General features: G+C 62.2%; 7 protein-coding genes, 4 tRNA genes and 2 pseudogenes. All 13 read left to right on the top strand.

The features are described from left to right. Nucleotides 1-14: 14 nt before the first annotated feature. The 13 genes and pseudogenes from IPP28_14460 (at nucleotide 15) to rpoC (ending at nucleotide 13,781) form a co-directional block, all read left to right on the top strand. Nucleotides 15-100, top strand: a tRNA-Tyr gene (locus tag IPP28_14460). Nucleotides 101-151: 51 nt separating this feature from the next. Continuing rightward, nucleotides 152-225 (top strand) — tRNA-Gly (locus tag IPP28_14455). Nucleotides 226-258: 33 nt separating this feature from the next. Beyond that, nucleotides 259-334: transfer RNA gene (locus IPP28_14450), tRNA-Thr, on the top strand. A gap of 39 nt (nucleotides 335-373) precedes the next feature. Then, nucleotides 374-1,565: pseudogene (gene tuf, locus IPP28_14445) on the top strand (elongation factor Tu). An 81-nt stretch (nucleotides 1,566-1,646) separates the two neighbouring features. Further along, nucleotides 1,647-1,722 (top strand) — tRNA-Trp (locus IPP28_14440). A gap of 46 nt (nucleotides 1,723-1,768) precedes the next feature. Then, nucleotides 1,769-2,149 carry a preprotein translocase subunit SecE gene (gene secE / locus IPP28_14435; GenBank protein ID MBL0042197.1) on the top strand — a complete coding sequence of 127 codons (381 nt, stop codon included), beginning with the start codon at nucleotides 1,769-1,771 and terminating at the stop codon, nucleotides 2,147-2,149. A 13-nt stretch (nucleotides 2,150-2,162) separates the two neighbouring features. Beyond that, nucleotides 2,163-2,723 (top strand): transcription termination/antitermination protein NusG, encoded by a 561-nt coding sequence (gene nusG / locus IPP28_14430; protein ID MBL0042196.1) that lies wholly within the window; start codon nucleotides 2,163-2,165, stop codon nucleotides 2,721-2,723. 110 nt (nucleotides 2,724-2,833) lie between these two features. Next, nucleotides 2,834-3,262: a 50S ribosomal protein L11 gene (gene rplK, locus IPP28_14425; GenBank protein MBL0042195.1), complete on the top strand. Its 429-nt coding sequence runs from the start codon at nucleotides 2,834-2,836 to the stop codon at nucleotides 3,260-3,262. A 3-nt stretch (nucleotides 3,263-3,265) separates the two neighbouring features. After that, entirely contained in the window at nucleotides 3,266-3,967 is a 702-nt protein-coding gene (gene rplA / locus IPP28_14420; protein MBL0042194.1) for a 50S ribosomal protein L1, read from the top strand. A gap of 307 nt (nucleotides 3,968-4,274) precedes the next feature. Next, entirely contained in the window at nucleotides 4,275-4,787 is a 513-nt protein-coding gene (gene rplJ, locus IPP28_14415; protein ID MBL0042193.1) for a 50S ribosomal protein L10, read from the top strand. A 57-nt stretch (nucleotides 4,788-4,844) separates the two neighbouring features. Next, a complete protein-coding gene (gene rplL, locus IPP28_14410) occupies nucleotides 4,845-5,216 on the top strand; it encodes a 50S ribosomal protein L7/L12 (GenBank protein MBL0042192.1) in 372 nt (123 codons plus the stop codon). Nucleotides 5,217-5,397: 181 nt separating this feature from the next. Then, nucleotides 5,398-9,558 carry a DNA-directed RNA polymerase subunit beta gene (rpoB, locus tag IPP28_14405; protein MBL0042191.1) on the top strand — a complete coding sequence of 1,387 codons (4,161 nt, stop codon included), beginning with the start codon at nucleotides 5,398-5,400 and terminating at the stop codon, nucleotides 9,556-9,558. Between the two features lie 19 nt (nucleotides 9,559-9,577). Further along, nucleotides 9,578-13,781 (top strand): annotated as a pseudogene (rpoC, locus tag IPP28_14400) (DNA-directed RNA polymerase subunit beta'). The last annotated feature ends 39 nt before the right edge of the window (nucleotides 13,782-13,820 follow it).

The following is a 13,820-nucleotide window of genomic DNA, read 5'->3' as shown; positions in this document are numbered from 1 at the left end:
CGGGCTCGTTCGCTGGAGGAATACCCAAGCGGCCAAAGGGGACTGACTGTAAATCAGTTGGCTCATGCCTTCGGTGGTTCGAATCCACCTTCCTCCACCAGTCGGACCGTTACCGGCGGATCGACTGGGGCAGTGGCAACACTGCGCCGAAGCGGGAGTAGTTCAATGGTAGAACTGTAGCCTTCCAAGCTACTAGCGCGGGTTCGATTCCCGTCTCCCGCTCCATTGGCGGCTGCTCGCACGAACACAATTTGCTTCGCTCACGTAGCTCAGTCGGTAGAGCACTTCCTTGGTAAGGAAGAGGTCATGGGTTCGATTCCCGTCGTGAGCACCACATTCTTCCAACCACCAAACTGATTGACCGGAGTCCGCAATGGCAAAGGGTAAATTCGAACGCACCAAGCCGCACGTGAACGTGGGGACGATTGGTCACGTGGATCACGGCAAGACGACGCTGACGGCGGCGCTGACGAAGATCGGCGCGGAGCGTTTTGGTGGCGAGTTCAAGGCATACGACCAGATCGACGCGGCGCCGGAAGAGAAGGCGCGCGGGATCACGATCTCGACGGCGCACGTGGAATACGAATCGCCGAACCGCCATTACGCGCACGTGGATTGCCCGGGCCATGCCGACTACGTGAAGAACATGATCACGGGTGCGGCGCAGATGGACGGTGCGATTCTGGTGTGCTCGGCCGCGGACGGCCCGATGCCGCAGACGCGCGAGCACATTCTGCTGGCGCGTCAGGTCGGCGTGCCGTACATCGTGGTCTTCCTGAACAAGGCGGACATGGTGGACGACGCCGAGTTGCTGGAGCTGGTCGAGATGGAAGTCCGGGACCTGCTGAGCAAGTACAACTTCCCGGGCGACGACACGCCGATCATCAAGGGTTCGGCGCTGAAGGCGCTGGAAGGTGATCAGAGCGAAATCGGCGTGCCGGCGATCATCAAGCTGGTGGAAGCGCTGGACAGCTAGATTCCGGAGCCGAAGCGCGACGTGGACAAGCCGTTCCTGATGCCGGTCGAAGACGTGTTCTCGATTTCGGGTCGTGGCACGGTGGTGACGGGTCGTATCGAGCGCGGCATCATCAAGGTGGGCGAGGAAATCGAAATTGTCGGTATTCGTCCGACGACGAAGACGACGGTGACGGGCGTCGAGATGTTCCGCAAGCTGCTGGATCAGGGTCAGGCGGGCGACAATGCCGGTCTGTCTGCTGCGCGGCACGAAGCGCGAGGACGTTGAGCGCGGCCAGGTTCTTTGCAAGCCGGGCACGATCACGCCGCACACGAAGTTCGAGGCCGAGGTGTACGTGCTGTCGAAGGATGAGGGCGGCCGTCACACGCCGTTCTTCAAGGGTTACCGTCCGCAGTTCTACTTCCGTACCACCGACATCACCGGTGCGATGCAGCTGCCGGAAGGCGTGGAGATGGTGATGCCGGGCGACAACATCAAGATGGTGGTGACGCTGATCAACCCGGTGGCGATGGACGAAGGCCTGCGTTTCGCGATCCGCGAAGGCGGCCGTACCGTCGGCGCCGGCGTCGTCGCCAAGGTCCTCGTTTAAGCTTTTTTCCGCCGGTTGAACCCGGCGGTGCTGTATCGAAGCGGCGGTCCGCGAGGCCCGTCGCTTCCGTGCGTTAACTACACGCCAGTAGCTCAATTGGCAGAGCAGCGGTCTCCAAAACCGCAGGTTGGGGGTTCGAGTCCCTCCTGGCGTGCCACTCATGTATGTGCGGCGATGTATCGCTGTCGCGGCCTGGATCCTGAATGAGCACGAATACCGAAAGCAGCGGACATGGCGCGACCGACAAGGTTCGTCTGGCCGTATCGATTGCGCTGATCGTTGGCGGGCTGGTCGCGTACTACTACTTCTCCCGCACGTCGGTGGCGCTCCGCATTGTCGGGCTGCTGGCGGCGATCGTGGCTGCGTTCGGCGTCAGCTACACCAGCAGCTTTGGCCGATTTGTACGCGAATTCGTCACCGAATCGCACTTCGAATTGCGCAAGATCGTTTGGCCGACTGGCCCGGAAACGCGCCAGACCACCTTGGTCATTTTCGTGGTCGTCGCGATCGTGAGCCTGCTTCTCTTCCTGTTCGACAGCATCCTTGTGCGGATCTTCGAATGGTTGTTCACGGCTGGCGGCTGAGCGAGAGACCCACATGAACAAGCGTTGGTACGTGGTCCACGCCTATTCCGGCTTCGAGCATCAGGTGGCGAAGTCGCTGCGCGATCGCATCGTGCGCGCCGGCATGGAAGACAAGTTCGGCGACGTGCTGGTCCCGACCGAAGAGGTCGTGGAAATGCGCGGTGGCCAGAAGCGCAAGTCGGAACGCAAGTTCTTCCCGGGCTACGTGCTGGTCCAGATCCTGACCCATCAGGATGCGAAGACAACCCGCATCGACGACGAATCCTGGCATCTGATCAAGGAAACCGCGAAGGTCATGGGCTTCATCGGCGGAACTGCCGATCGCCCGTTGCCTATTAAGGACAGCGAAGCGGATGTGATCCTGCAGCGCGTCCAGGACGGCGTCGAGAAGCCGCGTCCGAAGGTCCTGTTCGAGCCGGGCGAACTGGTGCGCGTCACCGAGGGTCCGTTCAACGACTTCAACGGCACCGTCGAGGAAGTGAACTACGAGAAGAGTCGCCTGCGCGTCGCGGTGCTGATCTTCGGTCGTTCGACGCCGGTGGAGCTCGAGTTCGGTCAGGTCGAGAAGGCTTGACCAAGTCGGGCTGACCAGCAGCATTCAATGCGTGAAGCCAGGGCACGCTCAATCCCTGGTCCGATGGGGAGCCCGAATTCGTTCAGGCGCTACTACCCGGAGAGAAGACAATGGCAAAGAAGGTCGTAGGTTATATCAAGCTGCAGGTGAAGGCCGGTCAGGCCAACCCCTCGCCGCCGGTCGGTCCCGCGCTCGGTCAGCGTGGCCTGAACATCATGGAATTCTGCAAGGCGTTCAATGCCGCCACGCAGAAGATGGAGCCGGGCATTCCGATTCCGGTGATCATCACCGCCTATTCGGATCGCAGCTTCACGTTCATCACCAAGACTCCGCCGGCAACGATTCTCCTGAAGAAGGCGGTCGGCATCCAGTCGGGCTCGAAGCGTCCGAATACCGAAAAGGTCGGCAAGGTCACGCGTGCGCAGCTGGAAGCGATCGCGACCCAGAAGATGCCGGACCTGACGGCAGCCGATATGGACGCCGCGGTGCGCACCATTGCCGGTAGCGCGCGCAGCATGGGTCTCGTGGTGGAGGGTTAAGACATGGCAAAGATCAGCAAACGCATCCAGAAGATGACCCCCACCGTCGTGGCCGGCAAGACCTATGGCATCGACGAGGCCTTGGCCATCGTCAAGAACAACGCGACGTCGAAGTTCAATGAATCGGTCGACGTCGCGATCCGTCTCGGCATCGACGCGAAGAAGTCGGACCAGGGCGTGCGCGGTTCGACCGTGCTCCCGAACGGCACCGGCAAGACCGTCAAGGTCGCCGTGTTCTGCCCTCCTGGCGAAAAGGCCGAAGCGGCGAAAGCTGCGGGCGCAGACATCGTCGGCATGGACGATCTGGCCGAGAAGATGCAGGCCGGTGACCTGAACTACGGCGTCGTGATCGCCTCGCCGGACGCGATGCGCGTGGTCGGCAAGCTCGGTCAGGTGCTGGGCCCGCGCGGCCTGATGCCGAACCCGAAGGTCGGCACGGTCACGCCGGACGTCGCGGGCGCCGTGCGCAACGCGAAGGCGGGCCAGGTCCGCTACCGCAACGACAAGGCCGGCATCATCCACTGCACGATCGGCAAGGCCAGTTTCGAATCCGAAGCGCTGAAGGGCAACCTCAATGCGCTGCTCGGCGACGTCATCAAGGCCAAGCCGTCGACCGCCAAGGGCCAGTACCTCGTCAAGGTCTCGCTGACCAGCACGCACGGCGTTGGCGTCGTGGTCGATCAGGGCTCGCTCAACACGAAGTAATCGATTCAACGGCGACCGGCGGGACCGGTCGCCGATTTTTGAGGGCTCCCTGCGATTCACGTCGCAGGGTGGCCGTCAAAGACCGCAGGTGGTGTGCCCGCGCGCGACAAGAGTCGCCCATCGCAAGATGGCCACGCGAAGCCGCCTTAATCGGAAGGAAGCCGACCTGCGTAGATGGTGTCGCCCGAACCAAGCTTTTCTGGAACGGCCACCACCGGGACGCCCGCGTCCCCGGCGCTGAGGGATCAGTGCCGCTTCGGACCGTTGGCGGCAGGAGCCGCGAACGGAAATCAACAGGAGGAGTGAAATGGCTCTCAATCTGTCTCAGAAGCAAGAAGTCGTTGCTGAACTCGCGGGCGTGGCTGCAAAAGCCCATTCCCTGATTGCCGCCGAGTATGCCGGCGTCAATGTCAGCAGCATGACGGCGATGCGCAAGAAGGCGCGCGAGTCCGGCGTCTTTCTCAAGGTCGTGAAGAACACCCTCGCCTCGCGCGCGGTGGCCGGCACGAGCTACGAGATCGCCAAGGACGAGCTGACCGGCCCGTTGCTCTACGCGTTCTCCATGGAAGAGCCCGGCGCCGCCGGTCGTCTGATCAAGGAGTTCTCGAAGGCCAACGACAAGCTCAAGGCCAAGATCGTCGTCGTCGGCGACAAGCTGTATCCGGCCTCGCATGTCGAAGTGCTCGCAGCACTGCCGACCCGCGACCAGGCCCTCGCCATGCTGGCGCGCGTGCTGTCCGAACCGGCGGCGATGTTCGCCCGTGCGGTCAAGGCAGTGGCCGACAAGCAGGGTGGTGGCGAAGAAGCCGCCGCAGCCTGATCGAACGATTTCGCATCTCGAACCACATCATCCAGAAAACATTCAGAGGTAATCACAATGTCCCTTTCCAACGATCAGATCGTTGACGCGATCGCCAGCAAGTCCCTGATGGAAGTGATGGAACTGGTCCGCGCCATCGAAGAGAAGTTCGGCGTCTCCGCCGCTGCTCCGGTTGCTGCTGCCGGCCCGGCCGCCGCCGCCGCCCCGGTCGAAGAGAAGACCGAATTCACCGTCGTCCTCAAGGCCGCCGGCGAGAAGAAGGTCGAAGTCATCAAGGCCGTTCGTGCCATCACTGGCCTGGGCCTCAAGGAAGCGAAGGACCTCGTCGAAGGCGCCCCGCAGACCGTCAAGGACGCGGTCAGCAAGGCCGACGCCGAGAAGTTCAAGAAGGAACTCGAAGCTGCAGGCGCCGCGGTCGAACTCAAGTAAGACCGACTTGGCGCTCGGAGCTGTTTCCGAGCACGCAAGGCTGGGGGCGAAAGCCCCCGGCCTTTTCCGCTTGTCATGAGCGGTCATCGGAAAGCGCGGCAGTCCAACGCCGTTTTTTCCAATTCCCGTTTCTTTACTCCGGGCCGACATCGGCCCGCACAACCAGGGTGGTAGCGCGACCATGACCTACTCGTTCACTGCGAAAAAGCGGATCCGCAAGGACTTCGGCAAGCGCAAGGCGGTACTCGAAGTACCGTACTTGTTGTCCATCCAGACCGACTCCTACAAGGAATTCCTGCAGGAAAACGCCCCCATCAACAAGCGTGAAGACAAAGGTCTGCACGCTGCCCTGAAGTCGGTGTTCCCGATCAGCAGCTACTCCGGCAATGCCGCGGTGGAGTACGTCAACTATCGCCTCGGAGAACCGGCCTTCGACGAAAAGGAATGCCGTTCGCGCGGCATGACTTTCGGTGCGCCGCTGCGCGTGAACGTGCGTCTCGTGATCTACGACCGCGAGAGCCCGGCCAGCCAGAAGGTCATCAAGAAGGTGAAGGAGCAGGAGGTCTACATGGGCGAACTGCCGCTCATGACCAACAACGGCACCTTCATCATCAATGGCACCGAGCGCGTCATCGTCTCGCAGTTGCATCGTTCCCCGGGCGTGTTCTTCGACCACGACCGCGGCAAGACCCACAGCTCGGGCAAATTGTTGTATTCGGCGCGCGTCATTCCTTATCGCGGCTCGTGGCTCGACTTCGAGTTCGACCCGAAGGATTGCATGTTCACGCGCATCGATCGTCGCCGCAAGCTGCCGGTGACGATCCTGCTGCGTGCGCTCGGCTACAACAACGAAGAAATGCTCAACATGTTCTTCGAGCGCAACGAGTTCACCCTGAACAAGCAGGGTGGCGCCGAATTGCTGCTGATCCCGGAGCGTCTGCGCGGTGAAACCGCCGCGTTCGACATCCGCATTGGCGACAAGCTCATCGTCGAGGCTGGCAAGCGCATCACCGCACGCCACGTGCGCGACCTGCAGCAGGCCCAGATCGGCGCGCTGGAAGTGCCGGACGAGTACCTGCTTGGTCGCATCCTCGCGCACGACGTCGTCGACAGGAAGACCGGCGAATTGCTCGCGGCCGCGAACGAGGAACTGAACGACGACCACCTGGCCAAGTTCCGCAAGGCCGGCATCGAAACCATCGGCACGCTGTTCGTGAACGACCTCGATCGCGGCCCGTACATTTCGCAGACGCTGCGCATCGACCCGACGCGCACGCCGCTGGAAGCACTGGTCGAAATCTATCGCATGATGCGTCCGGGCGAACCGCCGACGAAGGAAGCGGCGCAGAACCTGTTCCAGAACCTGTTCTTCACGTTCGAGCGCTACGACCTGTCGGGCGTCGGCCGCATGAAGTTCAATCGTCGCGTCGGCCGCAAGGAAGTGACCGGCACCGGCGTCCTGTTCGACGGGAAGTACTTCTCGACGCGCAATGACGAGGAAGGCAAGCGCATGTTCAAGGAGTACGGCGCCGACTTCTCCGACATCATCGATGCGCTGAAAGTGCTGATCTCGATCCGCAACGGCCAGGGTGTCGTCGACGACATCGACCATCTCGGCAACCGTCGTGTGCGCTCGGTTGGCGAAATGGCGGAAAACACCTTCCGCGTCGGCCTGGTGCGCGTCGAGCGCGCCGTGAAGGAACGCCTCTCGCTCGCCGAGTCGGAAGACCTGTCGCCGCAGGACCTGATCAACGCCAAGCCCGTCGCGGCTGCGATCAAGGAATTCTTCGGCTCGTCGCAGCTCAGCCAGTTCATGGACCAGAACAACCCGCTGTCGGAAGTGACGCACAAGCGTCGCGTCTCGGCGCTCGGGCCGGGCGGTTTGACCCGCGAACGCGCCGGTTTCGAAGTGCGCGACGTGCATAACACGCATTACGGTCGCGTCTGCACCATCGAAACGCCGGAAGGTCCGAACATCGGCCTGATCAATTCGCTCGCGGTTTATGCGCGCACGAACAGCTACGGCTTCCTGGAAACGCCGTTCCGCAAGGTAATCAACAGCAAGGTCACCAACGACTGCGAATATTTCTCGGCGATCGAGGAAGCCGAGCTGGTGATCGCGCAGGCGAACTCCGACATCGACGAAAAGGGCAACCTGACCGAAGACCTCGTGTCCGCCCGCTACCGCGGCGAATCGGAACTGCGTCAGCGCAAGGACATCCAGTACATGGACGTCTCGCCGATGCAGCCGGTTTCGGTCGCGGCGGCGCTCGTGCCCTTCCTCGAGCACGACGACGCGAACCGTGCACTGATGGGCGCAAACATGCAGCGCCAGGCCGTGCCGACCCTGAAGGCGCAGACGCCGTTGGTCGGTACCGGTATCGAGCGTGTCGTTGCGCGAGACTCCGGCGTGGTCGTCAACGCCACCCGCGGTGGTCAGATCGAACAGGTCGATGCGGCGCGCATCGTGGTGCGCGTCAATGAGGCCGAGATCGGCGACAACGATGCCGGCGTCGACATCTACTCGCTGGTCAAGTACACGCGCTCGAACCAGAACACCTGCTTGAACCAGACGCCTTTGGTGAAGGTTGGCGATATGGTCGCGAAGGGCGACGTGCTTGCGGATGGTCCGTCGACGGACATCGGCGAGCTCGCGCTCGGCCAGAACATGCTGGTCGCGTTCATGCCGTGGAACGGTTACAACTTCGAAGACTCGATCCTGCTCTCGGAACGCGTCGTCCAGGAAGACCGCTACACGACCATCCACATCGAGGAACTGGCCTGCGTCGCGCGCGACACCAAGCTCGGTCCGGAAGAAATCACCGCTGATATTCCGAACGTCTCGGAACAGGCGCTGACCCGTCTGGACCAGAGCGGCATCGTCTACATCGGTGCGGAAGTGAAGGCGGGCGACATCCTCGTCGGCAAGGTCACGCCGAAGGGCGAGAGCCAGCTGACGCCGGAAGAAAAGCTGCTGCGCGCGATCTTCGGCGAGAAGGCGTCCGACGTGAAGGACAGCTCGCTGCGCGTGCCGCCGGGCATGGACGGCACCGTCATCGACGTGCAGGTTTTCACGCGCGACGGCATCGAGAAAGACAAGCGTGCGCGCCAGATCGAGGAAATGGAGATCAAGCGCGTCAAGAAGGACTTCGATGACCAGTTCCGCATTCTCGAAGGCGCGATCTTCTCGCGTCTGCGCATGCAGATCCTCGGTCGCGTCGCCAACGGCGGTCCGCAGGGACTGAAGAAGGGCGCCGAAATCTCGAACGATTTCCTGGATAGCCTCAAGAAGGACGAGTGGTTCCAGATCCGGATGAAGGACGAGGACGCCGCCGAGTTCATCGAAAAGGCCCAGGAACAGATTGCGCGGCATCGTGCGGAGTTCGACAAGCGCTTCACCGAGAAGAAGGGCAAGATCACTGCGGGCGACGACCTTGCCCCGGGCGTGCTCAAGATGGTCAAGGTCTATCTGGCCGTGAAGCGCCGCATCCAGCCGGGCGACAAGATGGCCGGCCGTCACGGCAACAAGGGTGTGGTCTCGACCATCGTGCCGGTGGAAGACATGCCGTTCATGGCGGATGGTCGTCCGGTCGACATCGTGCTGAATCCACTCGGCGTGCCGTCGCGTATGAACATCGGGCAGATCCTCGAAACCCATCTCGGCTGGGCCGCGAAAGGTCTCGGCGAGAAGATCCGCAGGATGATCGAGGCGAACGAGAAAGCCGCGGAACTTCGCAAGTTCCTCGACACCATCTACAACCACGACAAGAAAGCACATGGCGAACGCGAGAAACTGTCGCAGTTGAACGACGCCGAGATTCTGGCGTTGTCGCGCAAGTTGACCGAAGGCGTGCCGATGGCGACGCCGGTGTTCGACGGTGCGGCCGAGTCGGAAATCAAGGCGATGCTGAAGCTCGCGGATCTGCCGGAGTCCGGACAGACCACGCTGTACGACGGTCGTACCGGCGAAGCCTTCGATCGCCAGGTCACCGTCGGCTACATGTACATGCTGAAGCTGAACCATCTCGTCGACGACAAGATGCATGCCCGTTCGACCGGTCCGTACTCGCTCGTCACCCAGCAGCCGCTGGGCGGCAAGGCGCAGTTCGGCGGCCAGCGCTTCGGCGAAATGGAAGTCTGGGCACTGGAAGCCTACGGCGCTGCGTACACCCTGCAGGAAATGCTCACGGTCAAGTCCGACGACGTCGGCGGTCGAAACCAGATGTACAAAAACATCGTCGACGGCAATCACGAGATGACCGCAGGCATGCCGGAATCCTTCAACGTGTTGGTGAAGGAAATCCGCTCGCTCGCGATCAATATCGAGTTGGAAGGCCAGTGAGCTTTAGGAGATTGATGCCATGAAAGATTTGCTCAACTTGTTCAACCAGCAGCGCCAGTCGCTCGACTTCGACTCGATCCGCATCGGCTTGTCATCGCCGGACCTGATCCGCTCGTGGTCGTTCGGCGAAGTGAAGAAGCCGGAAACCATCAACTACCGTACCTTCAAGCCGGAACGCGACGGCCTCTTCTGCGCCGCGATCTTCGGACCGATCAAGGACTACGAGTGCCTCTGCGGCAAGTACAAGCGCATGAAGCATCGCGGTGTGGTCTGCGAAAAGTGCGGCACGGAAGTGACGCTGGCCAAGGTGCGTCGCGAACGCATGGGCCACATTGAGCTGGCTTCGCCGACTGCGCATATCTGGTTCCTCAAGTCGCTGCCGTCGCGCATCGGCCTGATGCTGGACATGACCCTGCGCGACATCGAGCGCGTGCTGTACTTCGAAGCCTACGTCGTCACCGAGCCGGGCCTGACCTCGCTCGATCGCGGCCAGATCCTGTCCGAAGAACAGTACCTCCAGTCCGTCGAGGAGCACGGTGACGAGTTCGACGCCCGCATGGGCGCCGAGGCCGTGCACGAGCTGCTGAAGACGATTGACCTGAATGCCGAGCTCGTGCGCCTGCGCGAGGAGATGGGCAGCACGTCGTCGGAGACCAAGCTCAAGCGTCTGTCGAAGCGCATCAAGCTGATGGAAAGCTTCATCGATTCCGGCAATCGACCGGAATGGATGGTCATGACCGTGCTGCCGGTGCTGCCGCCTGATCTGCGCCCGCTGGTGCCGCTGGACGGTGGCCGCTTCGCGACTTCGGATCTGAACGATCTCTACCGCCGCGTGATCAACCGCAACAACCGCCTCAAGCGCCTGCTCGAACTCAATGCGCCGGACATCATCGTGCGCAACGAAAAACGCATGCTGCAGGAGTCGGTCGATGCGCTGATGGACAACGGTCGTCGCGGTCGTGCGATCACCGGCACGAACAAGCGTCCGCTGAAGTCGCTGGCCGACATGATCAAGGGCAAGCAAGGCCGCTTCCGCCAGAACCTGCTCGGCAAGCGCGTCGACTACTCCGGCCGCTCGGTCATCGTGGTCGGTCCGAAGCTGAAGCTGCACGAGTGCGGCCTGCCGAAGAAGATGGCGCTGGAGCTGTTCAAGCCCTTCATCTTCTCGAAGCTGCAGCTGCGTGGCCTTGCGACCACCATCAAGGCGGCCAAGAAGCTGGTCGAGCGCGAATCGGCCGAGGTCTGGGACATCCTCGAAGAGGTGATCCGCGAACATCCGGTCATGCTGAATCGTGCGCCGACCCTGCATCGCCTCGGTATCCAGGCGTTCGAGCCGGTGCTGATCGAAGGCAAGGCGATCCAGCTGCATCCGCTGGTCTGCACCGCGTTCAACGCGGACTTCGACGGTGACCAGATGGCCGTGCATGTGCCGCTGTCGATCGAAGCCCAGCTCGAAGCGCGCGCACTGATGATGTCGTCGAACAACATCCTGAGCCCGGCGAACGGCGAGCCGATCATCGTGCCGACCCAGGACGTCGTGCTCGGCCTGTACTACATGACCCGCGAACTCGTGAATGCGAAGGGCGAGGGCATGGTGTTCGCGAACATCAGCGAAGTGAAGCGCGCCTACGACAATCGCGCCGTCGCGCTGCACGCCAAGATCAAGGTGCGCCTGATGGACCCGGAAGGCACCCGCAGCGGCAAGCTGTCGATCGTGGAAACCACGGTCGGTCGTGCGCTGCTGGCGGAAATCCTGCCGGAAGGCATGCCGTTCGCGGTCATCAACCAGGATCTGACGAAGAAGAACATCTCGCGCCTGATCAATGCGTCGTATCGTACGCTCGGCCTGAAACAGACCGTCGTGTTCGCCGACCAGCTGATGTACACCGGCTTCGCTTATGCGACCCGCGCCGGCGTCTCGGTCGGCATCGACGACATGACGATCCCGCCGGAAAAGGCGCACATCGTCGGCGAAGCGGACAAGGAAGTGAAGGACATCCAGGAGCAGTTCGCTTCGGGTCTCGTCACTGCCGGCGAGCGCTACAACAAGGTCGTCGACATCTGGTCACGTGCGAACGAGCGCATCGCCAAGGCGATGATGGACACCATCGGCACGGAAAAGGTCGTCAACGCCAAGGGCGAGACGGTCAGCCAGAAGTCGATGAACTCGATCTACATCATGGCCGACTCCGGCGCGCGTGGTAGCGCGGCGCAGATCCGCCAGCTGGCCGGCATGCGCGGCCTCATGGCACGTCCGGACGGCTCGATCATCGAGACGCCGATCAAGGCGAACTTCCGCGAAGGCCTCGACGTGCTGCAGTACTTCATCTCGACCCACGGCGCCCGCAAGGGCCTCGCGGATACTGCACTGAAGACGGCGAACTCCGGCTACCTGACGCGTCGACTTGTCGACGTCGCGCAGGACGTGGTCATCACCGAAATCGACTGCGGTACCTACGGTGGCTTCACCATGTCGGCGATCGTCGAAGGTGGCGATGTGGTCGAACCGTTGCGCGATCGCGTGCTCGGTCGTGTCGTGGCCGAGGACGTGTACGCGCCGGGCAATGACGAGAAGCCGATCGTCGAGCGCAATTCGTTGCTCGACGAAAAGAGCGTCGAGCAGCTGGAAACGGCTGGCGTGCAGTCGATCAAGGTGCGCTCCACGATTACCTGCGAATCGCGCCACGGCGTCTGCGGCCATTGCTACGGACGCGATCTTGCGCGCGGCCATCTGGTCAATATCGGCGAAGCGGTGGGCGTGATTGCGGCGCAGTCGATCGGCGAGCCGGGTACCCAGCTCACGATGCGTACCTTCCATATCGGTGGTGCGGCATCGCGAGCAGCTGCGGTCGACAGCGTCCAGGTCAAGACGAATGGCTCGCTCAAGTTCAACAACGTCAAGACGGTGCAGCACGCCGCAGGCCACCTGGTCGCGGTCTCGCGTTCGGGCGAACTGTCGGTGATGGATGGCCATGGTCGCGAGCGCGAGCGTTATCGCGTTCCCTACGGCGCGACCATTGCGCTCAAGGACGGGGCGGCGGTGAAGGCCGGCCAGATCGTCGCGAACTGGGATCCGCATACCCATCCGATCGTGTCGGAAGTGGCCGGTACGTTGCGCTTCTCCGACTTCGTCGACGGTGTGACGGTGCAGGAGCAGATCGACGAGCTCACCGGCTTGCAGTCGGCCGTGGTGACCGATCCGAAGCGTCGCGGTTCCGCGGCGAAGGATTTGCGTCCGCTGGTTCGCCTCGAAGACAAGAAGGGCAAGGAGCTCAAGCTGCCCGGCACCGATATTCCGGCGCAGTATTTCCTGCCGCCGGGTGCGATCGTGTCGCTGCAGAATGGCGCCCAGGTCGGCGTCGGCGACGTCGTCGCGCGTATCCCGCAGGAAACCTCGAAGACGCGCGACATTACCGGCGGTCTGCCGCGTGTGGCCGACTTGTTCGAGGCGCGCAAGCCGAAGGAGCCGGCGATCCTCGCGGAGCGCACCGGCATCATCAGCTTCGGCAAGGACACCAAGGGCAAGCAGCGCCTGATCATCACCGACCGATGGCGAGGAGCACGAAGAGCTGATCCCGAAGTACCGCCAGATCATCGTGTTCGAAGGCGAACACGTGGAGAAGGGCGAGACGATCGTGGACGGCGAGCCGAATCCGCAAGACATCCTGCGCCTCAAGGGCGTGGAGCCGCTGGCCGAGTACCTGACCCGCGAAATCCAGGACGTTTATCGTTTGCAGGGCGTCAAGATCAACGACAAGCACATCGAGACGATCATTCGCCAGATGTTGCGCAAGGTTGAAATCTCGGATGGCGGTGATACCCGTTATCTGCGCAACGAGCAGACCGACCGTGTCCGTGTGCTCGACGAGAACGCCCGTGCGCGCACCCGCAACGAGCGGACGGCGACGTACGAACCGGTGTTGCTGGGTATCACCAAGGCCTCTCTGGCGACGGAATCCTTCATTTCGGCGGCCTCCTTCCAGGAAACCACGCGTGTCCTGACCGAAGCGGCGGTTCGCGGTACGCGAGACACCTTGCGCGGGCTGAAGGAAAACGTTATCGTTGGGCGCTTGATTCCTGCCGGTACCGGCTTGGCTTACCACGCGAAACGTCGCGCGGCGAATGCCGGCCTCACTGAAGCCGAGTTGGATTCGTTCCGTGGTTCGTCCAGCGTGACGTTTGCGGAACCCCTCGCGGAAGACGGCGGTTCAGACGAGGCTTAAGGCCCGTTAAACATACGAAATGAGGTGCAGGAAGCACCT

This window comes from Lysobacterales bacterium (genome assembly GCA_016721845.1).
GTDB lineage: Bacteria > Pseudomonadota > Gammaproteobacteria > Xanthomonadales > Ahniellaceae > JADKHK01.
This window is presented reverse-complemented; position numbering and strand designations above follow the sequence as displayed.